This window comes from Aeromonas sp. 82P, assembly GCF_051919365.1.
Lineage (GTDB): Bacteria > Pseudomonadota > Gammaproteobacteria > Enterobacterales > Aeromonadaceae > Aeromonas > Aeromonas veronii.
Genome location: NZ_JBQBEV010000001.1, coordinates 33,745 through 49,858 on the forward strand (window position 1 = coordinate 33,745; position 16,114 = coordinate 49,858).

The 16,114-nt window shown below is 63.3% G+C and carries 13 protein-coding genes and 2 pseudogenes; 7 read left to right on the plus strand and 8 right to left on the minus strand.

The genetic code is table 11. From position 1 onward, the window contains the following. Positions 1-45 precede the first annotated feature (45 nt). The 3 genes and pseudogenes from tyrS to ACTG2S_RS00140 all read left to right on the plus strand — a co-directional run bounded on the left by tyrS (position 46) and on the right by ACTG2S_RS00140 (position 3,137). A pseudogene (gene tyrS / locus ACTG2S_RS00130) lies at positions 46-1,311 on the plus strand (tyrosine--tRNA ligase). Between the two features lie 168 nt (positions 1,312-1,479). Continuing rightward, on the plus strand, positions 1,480-2,391 hold the full coding sequence (locus tag ACTG2S_RS00135) for a lipase family alpha/beta hydrolase (protein WP_439983211.1): 912 nt from the start codon (positions 1,480-1,482) through the stop codon (positions 2,389-2,391). Beyond that, positions 2,388-3,137 (plus strand): lipase secretion chaperone, encoded by a 750-nt coding sequence (locus ACTG2S_RS00140; RefSeq protein ID WP_439981821.1) that lies wholly within the window; start codon positions 2,388-2,390, stop codon positions 3,135-3,137. Before ACTG2S_RS00135 ends, ACTG2S_RS00140 begins: the two co-directional genes overlap by 4 nt. 36 nt (positions 3,138-3,173) lie before the next feature. Here ACTG2S_RS00140 and ACTG2S_RS00145 read toward each other — a convergent pair whose 3' ends face one another. The 4 genes from ACTG2S_RS00145 to sgrR all read right to left on the minus strand — a co-directional run bounded on the left by ACTG2S_RS00145 (position 3,174) and on the right by sgrR (position 8,606). Beyond that, positions 3,174-3,875, minus strand: coding sequence for a hypothetical protein (locus tag ACTG2S_RS00145; RefSeq protein WP_439983212.1), 702 nt, complete (start codon positions 3,873-3,875; stop codon positions 3,174-3,176). A gap of 44 nt (positions 3,876-3,919) precedes the next feature. Beyond that, positions 3,920-4,315: an acyl-CoA thioesterase gene (locus ACTG2S_RS00150; RefSeq protein ID WP_005336457.1), complete on the minus strand. Its 396-nt coding sequence runs from the start codon at positions 4,313-4,315 to the stop codon at positions 3,920-3,922. Positions 4,316-4,579: 264 nt separating this feature from the next. Then, positions 4,580-6,757, minus strand: coding sequence for a catalase/peroxidase HPI (gene katG / locus ACTG2S_RS00155; protein ID WP_439981823.1), 2,178 nt, complete (start codon positions 6,755-6,757; stop codon positions 4,580-4,582). 145 nt (positions 6,758-6,902) lie between these two features. Continuing rightward, positions 6,903-8,606, minus strand: a complete 1,704-nt coding sequence (gene sgrR, locus ACTG2S_RS00160; protein ID WP_439983213.1) for an HTH-type transcriptional regulator SgrR — start codon at positions 8,604-8,606, stop codon at positions 6,903-6,905. Positions 8,607-8,706: 100 nt separating this feature from the next. Here sgrR and ACTG2S_RS00165 point away from each other — a divergent pair, with 100 nt between their 5' ends. From ACTG2S_RS00165 to ACTG2S_RS00175, 3 genes are all read left to right on the plus strand, one after another. Further along, positions 8,707-8,883 (plus strand): hypothetical protein, encoded by a 177-nt coding sequence (locus ACTG2S_RS00165; protein ID WP_005336463.1) that lies wholly within the window; start codon positions 8,707-8,709, stop codon positions 8,881-8,883. 150 nt (positions 8,884-9,033) lie between these two features. Beyond that, positions 9,034-10,302, plus strand: a complete 1,269-nt coding sequence (locus ACTG2S_RS00170) for an O-acetylhomoserine aminocarboxypropyltransferase/cysteine synthase family protein (RefSeq protein ID WP_042081222.1) — start codon at positions 9,034-9,036, stop codon at positions 10,300-10,302. A gap of 106 nt (positions 10,303-10,408) precedes the next feature. Next, positions 10,409-11,035: a glutathione S-transferase family protein gene (locus ACTG2S_RS00175; RefSeq protein WP_439981824.1), complete on the plus strand. Its 627-nt coding sequence runs from the start codon at positions 10,409-10,411 to the stop codon at positions 11,033-11,035. 66 nt (positions 11,036-11,101) lie between these two features. On the opposite strand, the gene ACTG2S_RS00180 is transcribed toward ACTG2S_RS00175, so the two are convergent. Both ACTG2S_RS00180 and ACTG2S_RS00185 read right to left on the minus strand, forming a co-directional pair. Next, entirely contained in the window at positions 11,102-12,001 is a 900-nt protein-coding gene (locus ACTG2S_RS00180; protein WP_047438801.1) for a DMT family transporter, read from the minus strand. 137 nt (positions 12,002-12,138) lie between these two features. Further along, positions 12,139-12,579, minus strand: a complete 441-nt coding sequence (locus ACTG2S_RS00185) for a DUF2214 family protein (RefSeq protein ID WP_047438803.1) — start codon at positions 12,577-12,579, stop codon at positions 12,139-12,141. 83 nt (positions 12,580-12,662) lie between these two features. On the opposite strand from ACTG2S_RS00185, the pseudogene ACTG2S_RS00190 reads away from it, so the two are divergent. Beyond that, positions 12,663-14,295: pseudogene (locus tag ACTG2S_RS00190) on the plus strand (sensor domain-containing diguanylate cyclase). A gap of 115 nt (positions 14,296-14,410) precedes the next feature. Here ACTG2S_RS00190 and ACTG2S_RS00195 read toward each other — a convergent pair. Next, positions 14,411-15,064 (minus strand): HAD family hydrolase, encoded by a 654-nt coding sequence (locus ACTG2S_RS00195; RefSeq protein ID WP_219595002.1) that lies wholly within the window; start codon positions 15,062-15,064, stop codon positions 14,411-14,413. Between the two features lie 39 nt (positions 15,065-15,103). Continuing rightward, the gene (locus ACTG2S_RS00200; RefSeq protein WP_429082353.1) at positions 15,104-16,111 is read right to left on the minus strand and encodes an ABC transporter ATP-binding protein; all 1,008 of its coding nucleotides are present in this window, start codon (positions 16,109-16,111) and stop codon (positions 15,104-15,106) included. Between the last annotated feature and the right edge of the window lie 3 nt (positions 16,112-16,114).

The window sequence follows — 16,114 nt, forward strand, 5'->3', positions numbered from 1 at the left end:
AGAACGGCGAGGATGACGACTTTTCCCCCTGCTGTTGGAGAACCCATGATCAACCCCCACCTGCTCGATGAACTGAGCCAGCGCGGCCTTGTGGCCCAGAATTCCGACCCGGCGGCCCTGGCCGATCATCTCTCCACCCCGCGCACAGTCTATTGCGGGTTCGATCCCACCGCCGGCAGCCTGCATATAGGTCATCTGGTGCCGCTCTTGATGCTGCGCCGCTTCCAGCTGGCGGGCCACACCCCGGTGGCTCTGGTGGGCGGGGCGACCGGCCTTATCGGCGATCCCAGCTTCAAGGCGACCGAGCGCAGCCTCAACAGTGCCGATACCGTGCAGGCTTGGGTCGCCAGCCTGTCGGCCCAAATCAGGGCGCTGCTGCCCGCCGATGAGGGCCTGTCAGCCCCGCAACTGGTCAACAATGGCGACTGGATGGGGCAGATGTCCGCCCTCGATTTTCTGCGGGATATCGGCAAGCACTTCTCGGTCAATGCCATGCTGGCGCGGGAGTCGGTGCGCCAGCGGCTGGCCCGTCCGGATCAGGGCATCTCGTTCACCGAGTTCTCCTAAGCTCTGCTGCAATCCTACGACTTTGCGGTGCTGCACCAGCGGCTCGGTTGCACCCTGCAGATTGGCGGCAACGACCAGTGGGGCAATATCACCAGCGGCATGGATCTCACCCGTCGCCTCCATCAGGCGCAGGTGCACGGCATGACCCTGCCCCTTATCACCAAGGCAGACGGCACCAAGTTCGGCAAGACCGAAGGGGGCGCGGTCTGGCTCGATCCGGCGCTCACCTCCCCTTACGCCTTCTACCAGTTCTGGCTCGGCACCGCGGATGAGGATGTCTACCGCTTCCTGCGCTACTACAGCTTTATGTCGCTGAGCGAGATTGATGCACTGGAGGCGGAAGACGCAAAGCGGCAGGGGCGCAAGCAGGCCCAGCAGGTGTTGGCGAACGAGCTGACCGAGCTGGTGCACGGCAAAGCGGCGCTGACAGCGGTGCAGCGCATCAGCGAGCTGCTGTTTAGCGGCGATGTGGCCCGCCTCGGCGAGAGCGATCTGGCCCAGCTGGCGCAGGATGGCATGCCGAGCAGCACCGTCAGAGGCGAGACGGATCTGGTCAGCCTGCTGGTCAACTGCGGTCTGGCGAACTCCAGGCGCATCGCCCGCGAACTGCTGGCGGCGGGCGCCATCAGTCTCAATGGTGTGCTCAAGCAAGATGATCAGCTGAGCGCTACTGATCGGCTGTTTGGTCGCTACCTGCTGCTGCGCCGGGGCAAGAAGCAGTATCACCTGGTGGAGTGGCAATAAGCCGCAGGGCGGAGAGCACAGCCTCCCCGCCCGCACCCTGAACCCCTTTTGAATCCCGAGTTGCGATCCCCCTCACAGCCTCTCCCGTCAGCAGCCACCATACTGGCACCGGCGAACATGGAGTACGCCACACAATCTGTTCCTCACGATTCAACAAGGATGCTGATGATGAAGAGATGGCTTCTGGTGCTGTTCTGCACTCTGCCCATGCTGGCACACGCCAGCGGATACACCCAGACCCGCTACCCCATAGTGCTGGTGCACGGCCTGTTCGGTTTCGACAAGCTACTCGGGGTCGATTACTTCTACGGCATTCCCCAGGCCCTGAGCCGGGATGGTGCCAAAGTCTACGTGGCTCAGGTATCGGCCACCGCCAGTTCGGAACAACGGGGGGAGCAGCTGCTCGCCCAGGTTGAGCTGCTGCTGGCAGCTACCGGCGCCGAGAAGGTCAACCTGATCGGCCACTCCCACGGCGGCCCTACCATCCGCTATGTCGCCTCGGTCGCCCCCGAGCTGGTCGCCTCCGCCACCAGCGTCGGCGGGGTCAACTACGGCTCAGAGATTGCCGATCTGGTGCGGGCCAATGCCGCCCCCGGCAGCGCCGCCGAGAAACTGGCTGCCGCCGCGGCCCACGCCCTCTCCGGCATGATTTCACTGCTCTCGGGCGGGAGCCAGCTGCCGCAAGATCCGGTCGCCGCCCTCGATGCCCTCACCAGCAAGGGAGCCAGCCAGTTCAACCAGCGCTACCCGGAGGGGCTGCCCAGCCGCTATTGTGGCGAGGGGCCGATGCAGGCGACCAACGGCGTCTACTACTTCTCCTGGAGCGGGCGCGGCAACCTGACCAATCTGCTGGATCCGGTGGATCCGGCGCTGGCGCTGACCGGCGCCTTCTTCAAGGAGCCCAATGACGGACTGGTCGGGGTCTGCAGCAGCCACCTCGGCAAGGTGATCGGCACCGACTACCGGATGAACCATCTGGACGAAGTGAACCAGTCCTTCGGCATCCACCATCTGTTCGAGACCGATCCGGTCACCCTCTATCGCCAGCATGCCAACCGTCTCAAGGAGCTGGGACTATGAAGATAGCCACCCTGCTCGTCGTGCCCTGTGCCATCACCCTGCTACTTGGCGGGGTGTTGCTCTGGCCCAATGTACCGACGGCAGACTCATCCCCCGCTCAAGCCAGCCAGCATGCACAGAGCCACCCGCACGATCCCGAGCAGGAGGCCGCCGATGCCCTGCAGGCGCGCTATCGCACCTTTGTCTCCGCCCAGAGCAGCCTGACGGTGCCCACCGAGATCTCCCTCGCCAGCCTGCAGATCCTGTTTGACGAGCGGGAGCAGCTGCGCCAGCAGAGCTTTACCCCGGCCGAGCAGGCCCAGCTGTTTGCCGAGGATCGACTGATGGAGCAGCTGACCCTGCGCCGCAGGGCGCTGGCGGAGGCAAGAGACAGTGACAAGTCGCAGCTGGCCAGCGAGCTGGATCTCTGGCTGGCAGAGCAACCGGGCTGGTTTCGCGAGGCGGAGGCCAACAGCCGCCTGCTTGAGGAGTTGCAAGAGCTGGCACAGATGGACCCGGCCAAAAGGGAGGCTCTGCTGCTGGAGACGGGGGGGCCGGAAGCGGTGGATCGGATGCGCCAGCTGGAGCAGAACCGGCAAGGGTTCGAGGAGCAGCTCAGCGGCTTTCTGGCCGAGCTCAGACAACTGCCGAACGAGGCCCGGGCCGAGCAGCAGCAGGAGCTGCTGGCCCGCTGGTTCGAGCCCGGACAGTGGCGCCGGGTCGAGGCGCTCACCCGGCTCAAGCTGGGGGAGCCACAAGCCGAATGAGAAGGGGGCCCGCGATGGGCCCCCTTGCTATTGCGTTTATTGCGGCTTGTTGGCACCCGGCAGCGGCTGCCAGGTGAGGCGGGTCACTTGGGTGCCCTGCACCTCGCACTTGAGGCTCAGCGCCTGCCACCCCTTCTCCTGACGCAGGGAGACCTCCCCTTCGATCCCCTGCTCGCCAATCTTCAGCTTGTCCTGCTCGAAGATCACCTTGTCGCCGTGGGCGAGATCCATCAGTTTGCCGTTGCAGAGCCAGTGAGCGAGATCCGCCCCCTTCAGCTTGACGCCACCCTTGGCCGCCTTCTGTTCGGCCGCGCTCACCACAAACAGCTTGCTCAGCTCGGCAGCCCGCTTGGTGAGCCACTCCTGACGCTGCTGCATGCTCATTTTGCTGACGAACTCGGCGGGCTGGCCCTTCTCGTCCAGCCACTGGGTCAGCTTGCCGCTGTCGTCAAAGGAGAACTGGGCGGCGGGCTCTTTGACCCCGAACAGCTTGCCGCCCTTGAAGTAGTAGCGGCTCTCCCCTTCCAGCTTGCCCAGCTCGTTCATGATGGGCACGGCGATGATGACGGGGGCGCCATCGATCCAGGCCTTGATATCGACGCCGTCATGGCTGAATTGACGGGTATCGAGGGCGCTCTCGGCCCCCTTCTCCATCAGGGTAAACTGCTCGGCGAGAGAAGCAGCCAGAGAAGGGAGGGAGCAGAATCCCAGGGTCAGCGCGATCGCTGTGTTGCGCATTGAGTTGTACATAGCACTCCTGTGATGGGCCATCCGGCCCGTGGTTAACTCTCTGTCAGCCAGGCCCGCAGACCTTCCCGGTGAGCATCACTCAGGGGCAGGGATTGGCGGGCCCGGTAGTCAAAATGGATCAGGGTCGTTTCGGCGGTGACGGCCAGTTCGCCGCCCTGCCAGGCCTCCTGCCAGACCGTAAAGGAGCTGGTGCCGATGCGGCGCACGCCGGTCTTGATGGTGACCGGCTGGCCGTAGAACAGCTCCCGTTTGAACTGCACCGTATAGCCCGCGATGATCAGATGCCAGTTATGCACATCCAGATCGGGGGAGAAGATCCGGAACAGGGGATCCCGCGCCGATTCGAACCAGACCGCCGGCACCGTATTGTTGATATGGCCGAGGGCATCCGTCTCCTGAAAGCGGGGTTGGATCTGCATTTCCAGCATGGGTTGACTCCTTGTCTCTTTGTTTCTGTCCTTGTCCGTTCATGGGACATCAGTGGCCAATGGGTGGCCGCCGGGCATCATCAGCGGATCAGCATGTTACATGATACTGCTGGCCCAAGCACAGGGATGCCAGCGGCCCTGCGCGACCGGCCAGCGGGTGTCGCAGCGCGGCGGATTGTAGGGCTGCACAGAAAAGCGGGCAGTAAAAAGCCCCGCACATCTTGGCTGTGCGGGGCTGGTGCAGATAACCAAACGGCTTGGGGACTAGCCGAGCAGATCGAAGCGATCCGCATTCATCACTTTGTTCCAGGCGGTGATGAAGTCACAGACAAACTTCTCCTTGTTGTCATCCTGGGCATAGACCTCGGCATAAGCGCGCAGCACCGAATTGGAGCCGAACACCAGATCCACCCGGGTGGCCGTCCACTTCAGGGCGCCGCTGCGGCGATCGCGGATCTCGTAGAGATTGCTCGCTTTCGGCAGCCACTGATAGTTCATATCGGTCAGGTTGACGAAGAAGTCGTTGCTGAGTACCCCGACCCGATCGGTAAAGACCCCGTGCCCGGTACCGCCGTGGTTGGTGCCGAGCACCCGCATCCCGCCGACCAGCGCCGTCATCTCGCAGGCGGTGAGCCCCATCAGCTGGGCGCGATCCAGCAGCAGCTCCTCCGCCGTCACCACATAGTCCTGCTTCAGCCAGTTGCGGAAGCCGTCGGCCAGCGGCTCCAGCACCTCGAACGAGGCCACATCGGTCTGAGCCTGAGTGGCGTCCCCCCGGCCCGGCGCAAACGGCACGCTCACCGTCACTCCGGCGGCCTGGGCAGCCTGCTCGATGGCGAGGTTGCCCCCCAGCACGATGAGATCCGCGACGCTGACGCCACACTCGGCCGCCAGCTTGTCATAGACCGCCAGCACCTTCGCCAACTTCGCCGGTTCGTTGCCCGGCCAATCCTTCTGCGGCGTCAGCCGGATGCGGGCACCGTTGGCTCCGCCCCGCTTGTCGGAGCCACGGAAGGTACGGGCACTATCCCAAGCGGTAGTGACCCGCTCGCTGATGGAGAGGCCGCTGGCGGCAATCCTGGCCTTGACCGCCGCCACGTCATAATCGGCACGTCCGGCAGGCACCGGATCCTGCCAAATCAGATCTTCTGTCGGCACATAGGGGCCGACATAGCGGCTCTTCGGCCCCATATCCCTGTGGGTCAGCTTGAACCAGGCGCGGGCAAAGGCGTCGGAGAAGGCCGCCGGATCATCGCGGAAGCGCTCGGCAATCTTGCGATACTCGGGGTCGAATTTGAGCGCCATGTCGGCATCCGTCATCATGGGTTTGCAGCGGATCGAGGGGTCCTCCACATCTACCGGCATATCCTCTTCGGCGATATTGATCGGTTCCCACTGATGGGCCCCCGCCGGTGATTTTTGCAACCACCAGTCGTACTTGAACAGCAGATCGAAGTAGCCGTTGTCCCATTGGGTCGGGTGGGTGGTCCAGGCCCCCTCGATGCCGCTGGTCACAGTGTTGCGGCCGATGCCGCGGCTGTGGTGATTGATCCAGCCCAGCCCCTGCTCCTCGAGGCTGGCCCCTTCCGGCTCGGGGCCGAGCTGTTTGGCATCGCCGTTGCCGTGAGCCTTGCCGACGGTGTGGCCACCGGCAGTCAACGCCACCGTCTCTTCATCATCCATCGCCATGCGGGCGAAGGTGACTCGCATATCTTGCGCGGTTTTCAGCGGATCTGGCTTGCCATCCACCCCTTCCGGGTTGACGTAGATAAGCCCCATCATCACCGCCGCCAGCGGGTTTTCCAGATCCCGCTCGCCGGAGTAACGACCGCCCGGCTTGCCGCTGGGCGCCAGCCACTCTTTCTCCGAGCCCCAGTAGATATCCTTCTCCGGGTGCCAGATATCCTCGCGGCCAAAGGCGAAGCCGAAGGTCTTGAGCCCCATGGACTCATAGGCCACGGTGCCCGCCAGAATGATCAAATCGGCCCAGCTGATCTTGTTGCCGTACTTCTTCTTGATGGGCCACAGCAGGCGACGGGCCTTGTCGAGGTTGGCGTTATCCGGCCAGGAGTTGAGGGGGGCAAAACGCTGGTTGCCGCTGCCACCGCCGCCGCGGCCATCGGCGATGCGGTAAGTCCCGGCCGAGTGCCAGGCCATGCGGATCATCAGGCCGCCGTAGTGGCCCCAGTCGGCGGGCCACCACTCCTGACTGTCGGTCATCAGGGCGGTCACATCCTGCTTGAGGGCCGCCATATCGAGCCCCTTCAAGGCTTCCCGATAGTTGAAACCGGCCCCCAGCGGATTGGTCTTGGTATCGTGTTGGTGAAGAATGTCGAGGTTGAGGCTCTTCGGCCACCACTCCATTCTGGACGTCTCGACGGAGGTGGTTCCCCCGTGCATGACCGGGCATTTTCCTGCGGAACTGTCTGAATTATTGCTCATCGTTTTCCTCATTTGCTCTGCTGTCCATAACCTGAAACAGCATAGCACAGAGGCGTGACACAAACTGTGCAGCAGCGGCCGATTTACGGATCTTTCACGCAAGCGGCCACGGAACGCCCGTCAGCCGCGACAGAAATTGGACGAACTATGGCGCCTCTGCGGGCTGATGGGGCGGCTCGGGCCGCAGCCAGGCGCTGCGAAAATCGAACCAGCCGAGCGCCGTCATCCGCACCCCGTGCACGCCGACCCGGCTCTCCAGCTCCAGCCAGTGGTGAAACAGCGGTACAAACCAGCTCTGCTGCTGCACTGTTGCCAGCAGGGCGCGGGGGCCAGGCTCCTCACCGCTGGCGCGCCACTGCATCAACCCTTGCCACAACTCATGCTGACTGCTCCACACCTTGCGCAGCAACGGGGTGCCCTGCAACCAGGCGTAGGGGGCAAAGGGGCCGGCATGTTCGAGGTTGAGGGTGCCGAGCCAGAGATCCACATCCTCATCCTCGCCACTCACCCAGCGGCCGTAATCGAGGGTGCGCACCTCGAGCCGGATCCCCTGTTCGGCCAGCAGGCTGCTCATGGCGTTGGCGCACTCGTTGAATTCCAGATGCTGGTTGAAACAGGCCAGCACCAAGGTCGTCGGCAACTGCACAGGCGTAGGCAAGGGCGCGGGCAGCGCTTCGCGCCAGTGGGGCAGCAGGCCGAGGGCGCTGGTCCAGCCCCGTTGCAACTCGGGGGCGACCCGCCCCATCAGGGCCACCGGATTGAGCAGTTGGCCGAGCCACTGGCGCAGGGCGGGATCCTGCATGGATCCGGAACGATCGTCCTGCAGCAGGAAGTAGCAGCCCGACTCCAGCTCCGATTCGCCGCGCATGGTGCCGAGCTCGGGGCTGTCGCGCCCAAGCTGCAGATGGGTCTCCAGTCGCTCCGCCAGTTCAGGCAGCATCCAGATGTCGATCTCGTCGAGCAGGGCGCGCAGGCCGAAGTAGTCGTCAAACGCCGCAAGGCAAAGATGCAGGGGATCGTTGGCAGCGACCCGGTAAGGGCCGGTGCCCACAGGTTGCAGGGCAAAGCCCGCCTCCCCCTTGAGCTCCCGTGGCAAAATGGTCGCCACCGGCTCCGCCAGCAGGTGGGGCAGCCAGGGATCCGGGCTGTCGAGATAGAGATCCATGGTGCGCGGCCAGGGGCTCTCCAGCCGAGTCAGATGGGAAAACAGCGGCCGATCCCGCAGGGCCAGCAGGCTCTCCATCACATCTTCCACCACCAGCTCGCGGCCGTGGTGAAAACGCACCGCCGGGCGCAGGTAGAAGCGCCAGTGGCAGGGGCCCAGACACTCCCAGTGGTGGGCCAGATCCCCTTCGATTTCCCCATTTTCCTCATTTCGCCGGGTCAGGCCGTTGAAGATCTGGCGGCTCAGGTGAATTTCGGAGCGGCGCATCGGGCCGGTGGGCAGCAACTGCGGTAACGGGCGATAGTATGGCACCCGCAGGATCTGGCGCCCCTCGCGGGTGGCCTGACCGAGCTGTTCGATCAGCAGCGGGGTGAGCAGATCAAGGCGATCTTCGGCCAGCCGTACCGCCTGCGCCAGCTGGCCCTGACTGAGCAGATCCCGCAAGCGGCGCCGGGTCAGGCTCTCCTGACTATCGAGCAGGGTGAGTCGGGAGCGCCGCCCCCGCCCCGCTTCTGCCGACCAGCTGAGCCAGCCCTGATCCTGCATCCGCCGCAGCAGCAGGCGAGCGTTGCGCGGGGTGCAGCAGAGCAGATCCGCCACCTCGGCGAGGCTGATCTCCCGCTCGTCGCTGCCAAGCAGCTGGGCGAGTCGTTGAAATTGCTGATAGAGGCGACCGGTCGGCATAAAAGAGGAAATCCCGTTGCTGTAAGTCATCAGTTTTTACTTCCGCATTTTAGCTCAATACTGCTGATGAACGTGAGAACCACAGCAGAGGAACACCATCATGAGCCACGCCAACCCCCTCAAACCGAACCGGATCCAGCAGACCTTGCGCCGTTACTTCAAGCGGATCCTGCCGCGCCCGCTGCCACTTATCGAAGATCCCATGCAGCAGCTCAACCGCCTGATGCAGTGGGATATGAACCAGATCGATGACAAGGAGTATCGCCGTCGCCTCTGAGTGCGGGCCATGCCAACCACTCGGGACACGCGTCCCCTGCGGGCGACACTGCTTTGCCGGATCTTGCTGTTTACATCGGCCACGGGCCTGATAGATTGGACGTCTATCCATCTATAACTGCCATAAGCAACATCCAACAAGGAGTGTGTGATGAAAGATGCGACCCTAGCCCTGCACCACGGCTTTTCCAACGACCCCACCACCAAAGCGGTCGCCGTGCCCATCTACCAAACGGTGGCCTACGAGTTCGAGAGCGCCCAGCACGGGGCGGATCTGTTCAATCTGGCGGTGCCGGGCAACATCTACACCCGCATCATGAACCCCACCAACGATGTGCTGGAGCAGCGGATGGCCGCGCTGGAAGGGGGGATCGCCGCGCTGGTGGTCTCGGCAGGTTCCGCCGCCATCACCTACGCCATTCAGGCGCTGACCGCCGCCGGTGACAACATTGTCTCCACGCCCCAGCTCTATGGCGGCACCTACACCCTGTTCGCCCACATGCTGCCGAGTTTCGGGGTCGAGGTGCGCTTCGCCAAGGATGACAGCGCCGAGGCCATCGCCGCCCTGATCGACGACAAGACCAAGGCGGTCTACTGCGAGAGCATCGGCAACCCGGCGGGCAACATCGTCGATCTGGCCGCGCTGGCCAAGGCCGCCCACGCCCGTGGTGTGCCACTCATCGTCGACAACACGGTCGCCACCCCGGTGCTGTGCAAGCCCATCGAGCACGGTGCCGACATCGTGGTACACAGCCTGACCAAATATGTCGGCGGCCACGGCAACTCGCTGGGTGGCGTCATCGTCGACTCGGGCAAGTTCCCCTGGGCGGATCACGCCGAGCGCTTCCCCCAGCTGACCAAACCCGAGCCTTCTTATCACGGGGTGGTCTACACCGAGGCCTTTGGCCCGGCCGCCTTCATCGGGCGGGTGCGTACCGTGCCGCTGCGCAACACCGGCGCCGCGCTGGCGCCGATGAACGCCTTCCTGCTGCTGCAGGGGCTGGAGACCCTGAGCCTGCGCATGGAGCGCCACGTGGATAACGCCCTGCGGGTCGCCAACCACCTCAAGCATCACCCCAAGGTGGCCTGGGTCAGCTACGCCGGTCTGCCGGGTCACCCCCACTACCTGCTGGCGGAGAAATACATGGCCGGCCGCCCCTCGGCCATCCTCTCGTTCGGCCTGAAGGATGGCTACGAGGCGGGCGTGCGTTTCTACGATGCGCTGAAGATCTTCAAGCGACTGGTCAATATCGGCGACGCCAAGTCGCTGGCCTGCCACCCCGCCTCCACCACCCATCGCCAGCTGAGCGAGGAGGAGCAGGCCAAGGCTGGGGTGAAACCCGAGATGATCCGGCTGTCGGTCGGGATCGAGGCGATCGAGGACATTCTGGCGGATCTGGATCAGGCGCTGGAGGCCTGAGTCAGTCAACGAGGGAGCGGGCATCAGCCCGCTCTTTTTTAGCCATCGGTGAACCGCCCCCCTCGCCTGCTCGTACACCCCATCTTGCCACCGAATCGAGGTCGTTATGATAGTCCTGCACCACCTGAACAAATCCCGCTCCCAACGCATCATCTGGCTGCTCGAAGAGCTGGGCCAGCCCTATGAGATCAAGGCATATCAGCGCGATGCCACCACCTTTCTGGCACCGCCCGAGCTAAAAGCCATCCACCCCCTCGGCAAGTCGCCGGTCATCGAGTTCGACGGCCGGGTGCTGGCGGAATCAGGCGCCATCACCGAGTACCTGATCGCCCGCTACGCCGCCGATCGGCTGGCACCGGCACCAGATAGCCCGGAGTATCCCGAATATCTGCAGTGGCTCCACTTTGCCGAGAGCTCCGGCATCCTGCCGCTGCTGCTCGACATGTTCGTGCGCAAGGATGGCAGCCCGATGCGCTTCCTGCCGGACTACGCCAAGGCGGAGTGTGCCAAGGTGCTGGGCTACCTCAATGAGGTACTGGCGAATCGCCACTATCTGGTGGGGGATCGTCTCTCCGGCGCCGACATCATGAACTCCTTCCTGGTGGATCTGCTGGCGCAAAGCGGCCAGCTGGCCCACTTCCCGCATCTGCAAGCCTACCGGGAACGTCTCAATACCCATCCGGCCCGTCAGAAGGCGGTAGAGCTGGAGCGCGAGCTGGATCAGCGCCCCTGATCCGAATCGCCATCATGCAAAACGCCCCGACTGTCGGGGCGTTTTTGTTATGCAGCGGGCTGCGGTTTACTTGGTCGCAGGCACCTTGTCGCGGCGCGACTTCCACCACCACCTCAAGCGGATCTGGGAGATGAGCATCCCCGCCAGCATCAGGGCACAACCGGCGATAGCGCGCTCGTCCAGCGTCTCACCCAACAGCAACACGCCACCCACGGCGGCAAAGACGGTCTCCAGACTGAGGATGATGGCGGCATGGGCAGGATGAGCGCCCCGCTGCCCCACCACCTGCAGGGTATAACCCACCCCGACCGATACCAGCCCGGCGTAGAGCAGCGCCTGCCAACCGGCCACGGCACCAGCCACAGTCGGGGTTTCGATAACAAAAGCAGTGGCGAGGCTGAGCAGGCCGCAGACTACGAACTGCACTCCAGCGAGCTTGATGGGGGCAACCCGGTTGGAGTAGTGATCCACCAGCAGCAGATGCACAGCCCAGAACAGGGCACCAACTACCTGCAACAGATCGCCAAAGCCGATGGTGAACTCGTCGGTGACGCTCAACACATAGAGTCCCGTCAGAGCAATCAGGGCACCAATCCAGGTATTGAGGCCGCTCTTGTGGCGCAGCAGCAGCCCCAGTACCGGCACCAGAATGATGTAGAGCCCGGTGATAAAACCGGCCTTGGCGGCAGTGGTGTAGAGCAGCCCCACCTGCTGCAGGGAGGCGGCACAGAACAGCACCAGCCCGGCCAGCACACCACCGATCAGCAGCTGGCGATGGTCACCCGCGACGGCAACAGGTTGTCGGGATTTGAGCCACCAGAGCAGCGGCAGCAGGGAGAGGGCGCCGAGCAGAAAGCGCAGGCCATTGAAGGTATAGGGCCCCATGTGCTCCATCCCGAGGCGCTGGGCGACAAAGCCCATACCCCAGATGGTGGCAGCCATCAGCAACATCAGATTGGAGCGCATGGCGATTCTTCCTTAAATCGGCGCGTGACGGGTTATCTGATCCAAGATACCCGCCTCCCTATCCTCTTGTCTCCACTCTTTGTCTTCGCTCTCGCTCTCAACGCTCTGCCTTGCACTGCTTTTGAGCACCGCGAGTGTTACAGCAGCGAGGACTTGGTGAACACGGCCAACAGGGCAATCAGTAGCAGATTGCCCCGCAGGATCCACACCACCCGGAAGTGCTGCTGGATGGAGATCATCGGCGCCTTGCCCAGACGCAGGGCGCGACGCCAGCGATAGAAGAGGCGGCTGGGATAAACGAGGGAGCCGACAATCAGCAGAAACAGCCCCATCTTGAGGCCGTGGGAAGGATGGGCAAAGATCTCTGCCACCGAGCTGGCATGCTCGAGGGCCAGCAGACACCCGGTCGCAAAGATGGAGAAGAGCGCCAGCGCCGCCACCCCATCTGCCAGCAGCAGGCGGCGCACTCGCAGCATGTTCAGGCCGCGCCGAAAGATCAGATACTCGACACAGAGGGCAAGGATCAGCACCGCTATGCTGCCATAATGAATCATTGAGAGCAGAGTGTGGTTCAGCATCGGAAACATCTCATTTTCTGCCTTTAGACGAGCCGCACAGCATCATATATGCTGGTGTCACCCGAGACGAAAAGGATCTGTTCATGTCCCCCGCCAAGCCCAAGCACACCTGGTCTTTGATCACCCGCATGCGGCTGGGCTTCCTCTTGCTCTTTATCCCTGTGTTGCTGCTCGGCAGCATCTACTACCTGCATATGGAGCGCACCCTGCGCCACGAGCAGCAACAATATCTGATTGCTCGCAACACCCAGTATTTCCATACCCTGATAGAACCCTATCTGGCGACCCTCAAACGCCAGTTTACGCTCATTTATCAGCAGGTAAATTATCGGGATTTCAGCGGTCCGGAGATCCGCAACGGCGAGCGCTACCTGCAACAGTGGCAGGCCTATCACAAGGTGATGGAGCTCGATTACGTCTACGTGGGCACCGAGCATCGCAAGATGCTGATCCACCCATCCTGGCAGGCCGACGAGAAGTTCGATCCCAGAACCCGCCCCTGGTATCTGCTGGCCGCCAGCCATCCCGGACAGATTGTCTGGTGATCCTTATTACGACTACACCTTGGGCACTCTCACCATGGCGCTGGCCCGGGTGATTGAAGATCCTGACGGCAAGCGGGTTGGCGTACTCTCGCTGGATACCCAGCTCACCCCCCTCACCAGCTGGCTCAACAACAAGCATGATGAGACTCACCCTCTGGGGGCTGGCTATCAGATCCTGCTCAACCATGACGGACTGGTGCTGGCCCACCCGGATCGCGAACGGGTATTCAACCCCCTCGCCCACCCCGACTGGCTGGCCCGGATGCAACTGCCGCAGGGCTTTTTCCTCGATGATGCCAGCGGCCTGATGGTCTCCTACTACCGTATCCCCGAGCTGCGCTGGATCCTGCTCAGCGTCGAGCCCACCGCCAGCATGCAGCAGGTGATCGACAGCGTCTCCATCAACGTGCAGCTGATGATTGCCGTCGCCTGCATTCTCTATCTGCTGCTGGCCCTGCTCTGGTCCCGCTACTTCCGCCGGATGCTGGGGGAGATCACCCTGCTGATCCGCGCCAGCCGCTCCGGCGGTATCGCCTACAACGGCCGCCGTATGCTGGAGCTGGCCAAGGTCTATGAAGAGATGGATGCCGCCAGCCAGGACTTTGCCCAGATCCGCCTGCAAGCCCATCAGGACAAACTCACCGGGCTCTACAATCGTCGCTTCTTCGACGAGTGCCTGCAGAAGCAGCTCAACAGTGGCGCTCCCTTCGGGGTGGTGATGTTCGATCTGGATGACTTCAAACGGGTCAACGATACCCACGGCCATCAGGCGGGGGATGTGGTGCTCAAGCGGGTGAGCAAGCTGGGCATGAATCTGTTCCACGAGTGGGGCTGGTTCTGCCGCTATGGCGGCGAGGAGCTGGTGCTGATCTTCCGTTACGGCGAAGAGCAGCCGATGCTTCCCTCCCTGCTGGAAGCGTTCCGGCTCGGGGTGGAGCAGCTGGAGTGGCGCGAACCCGATCTCACCATCACCATCAGCGGCGGGGTGGCCTTTAGTCGCTCCGGGCTCTCGGCCAAAGAGCTGGTGGAGCTGGCCGACAAGGGGGTCTATCAGGCCAAGCGGGAGGGGAAAAACCGTATCTGCTTCCCGCTGCGCCACACCCCTCACCAGAGTGCCGAGGAGGATATTCCCGCCTTTGGCGAGCCCCGGCAACAAACCAACGAAGGGTAGCCACAGCGGCCAGCATCAACCACAACGCCGTCAGCAAAAACAAAGAGAGAGGCTCCAGCCTCTCTCTTTGTTTATCGTGCTTCTTGCCGCACGTTAAGCCTGTGTGACGCACGACTCAGCGCTGCCACTCCCACACCGGCCAGCCCAGCTCCTCGGCCTGCTGACGCAGCGCGGGGGCCGGATTGACCGCATGGGGATGGCTCACCGCCCGCAGCATGGGCAGATCGTTGTGGGAGTCGCTGTAGCCAAAGCTCCCCTGCCAGAGGTGGTCCCTGCCGGCAAACAGCTGGTTGATGCGGGCCACCTTGCCCTCGCGAAAGCTGAGGGTGCCGCGGGTCTGGCCGGTCAGCATCCCCTCCTCCTCATCGAGCAAAATGGCGACGCAGTGATCCATCCCCAGCATCTTCGCCATGGGGGTCACCAGATGCTCGCCGGAGGCGGAGATGAGCACCAGATCGTCGCCCCGCTCCCGATGCCATTCGATGCGCGCCAACCCCTCGGGGTAGAGGCGCTCGCGCAGCACCTGCTCGGCAAAGCGGGTAGAGAGCGAGTCGAGCCACTCGCGCGTCTTGCCCGCCAGCGGTTGCAGGGTGAAGGCCATGTACTGGTGCATGTCCATCTTGCCCTGATGGTAGAGGGACATCATGGCCTGCTCCTCCGCGATCATGCTGGCGGGCGCCAGCTCCTCGGCCACCATGTACTCCAGCCAGAGGCTGGCTGAATCCCCGGCAATCAGGGTCTCGTCCAGATCAAACAGTGCCAGTGCCATGAGGGCTCCTTGCGGTAACAACGAAAATGAAACGAGGCGTCATGCTACCTCACAGAGTTGATCCCGGACCACCGCCAGGGTCACGGCGCTGCCGGTTGCCAGCAGATCGCCAGCCGAACGGTTGAGGCAATCCACCGTCAACAGCCCCGCCTCGCACTCCACCTGATAGCGGATGACGTTGCCGAGCAGCTGCTGCTGGCGAACGATGCCGGGCAGGCTGGGCTCGCTGCTGGCCGCCCCAGCGGGCAGCAGGGTGATGGACTCCGGCCGCAGCGCCAGCTTGCCCTGAAAACGGGGGCCGAACAGCGACTTGCCCTGCTCTGCGCCGAGCAGGTTGTAGTTACCGATAAAGCTCGCCACAAACTCGCTGGCGGGACGGGTGTAGATCTCCTCCGGCGTGCCGCTCTGGACGATGGATCCCTTGTTCATCAGGAAGATCCGATCCGACATGGTAAGCGCCTCCTCCTGATCGTGGGTCACGAAGATGGTGGTGAGCTCAAGGCGCTGCTGGATCTCGCGGATCTGCTGGCGCAGGCTGCGGCGGATGCGGGCATCCAGTGCCGAGAGCGGCTCGTCCAGCAGCAGGATCCGTGGCTGCACCACCAGAGCCCGGGCCAGTGCCACCCGCTGGCGCTGACCGCCGGAGAGCTCGGCCGGATAGCGGCGCTCGAAACCGGTCAGCTCCACCAGTTCCAGCACCTCCTGCACGCTGGCGGCGAGATCCCGTCCCGGCTGGGGCTTCATCTTGAGGCCGAAGGCGACGTTGTCCCACACCGTCATGTTGGGGAACAGCGCATAGCTCTGGAACACCATGCCGATGCCCCGCTTCTGGGGTGCCTGCCAGGTGATATCTTCACCGGCCACCCGCACCTGACCGCCATCCACCGGGGTGAGCCCGGCCAGGGCCCGCAGCAGGGTGGATTTGCCGCAGCCGGAGGGGCCGAGCAGGGTCACCAGCTCCCCCTTGCGGATGCCGAATTCAATCCCCTCGAACACCTTGGTGTCGCCGTAGGATTTGTGCAGTTGATTCACTTCTAGATGGAACATGTT

What these genes read in the sequence shown, in the direction of transcription:
- ACTG2S_RS00135 (WP_439983211.1), top strand. Translation starts at nt 1,480, where the DNA reads ATGAAGAGATGGCTTCTGGTGCTGTTCTGCACTCTGCCCATGCTGGCA.
- ACTG2S_RS00140 (WP_439981821.1), top strand. Translation starts at nt 2,388, where the DNA reads ATGAAGATAGCCACCCTGCTCGTCGTGCCCTGTGCCATCACCCTGCTA.
- ACTG2S_RS00145 (WP_439983212.1), bottom strand. Translation starts at nt 3,875, where the DNA reads ATGCGCAACACAGCGATCGCGCTGACCCTGGGATTCTGCTCCCTCCCT.
- ACTG2S_RS00150 (WP_005336457.1), bottom strand. Translation starts at nt 4,315, where the DNA reads ATGCTGGAAATGCAGATCCAACCCCGCTTTCAGGAGACGGATGCCCTC.
- katG (WP_439981823.1), bottom strand. Translation starts at nt 6,757, where the DNA reads ATGAGCAATAATTCAGACAGTTCCGCAGGAAAATGCCCGGTCATGCAC.
- sgrR (WP_439983213.1), bottom strand. Translation starts at nt 8,606, where the DNA reads ATGCCGACCGGTCGCCTCTATCAGCAATTTCAACGACTCGCCCAGCTG.
- ACTG2S_RS00165 (WP_005336463.1), top strand. Translation starts at nt 8,707, where the DNA reads ATGAGCCACGCCAACCCCCTCAAACCGAACCGGATCCAGCAGACCTTG.
- ACTG2S_RS00170 (WP_042081222.1), top strand. Translation starts at nt 9,034, where the DNA reads ATGAAAGATGCGACCCTAGCCCTGCACCACGGCTTTTCCAACGACCCC.
- ACTG2S_RS00175 (WP_439981824.1), top strand. Translation starts at nt 10,409, where the DNA reads ATGATAGTCCTGCACCACCTGAACAAATCCCGCTCCCAACGCATCATC.
- ACTG2S_RS00180 (WP_047438801.1), bottom strand. Translation starts at nt 12,001, where the DNA reads ATGCGCTCCAATCTGATGTTGCTGATGGCTGCCACCATCTGGGGTATG.
- ACTG2S_RS00185 (WP_047438803.1), bottom strand. Translation starts at nt 12,579, where the DNA reads ATGCTGAACCACACTCTGCTCTCAATGATTCATTATGGCAGCATAGCG.
- ACTG2S_RS00195 (WP_219595002.1), bottom strand. Translation starts at nt 15,064, where the DNA reads ATGGCACTGGCACTGTTTGATCTGGACGAGACCCTGATTGCCGGGGAT.
- ACTG2S_RS00200 (WP_429082353.1), bottom strand. Translation starts at nt 16,111, where the DNA reads ATGTTCCATCTAGAAGTGAATCAACTGCACAAATCCTACGGCGACACC.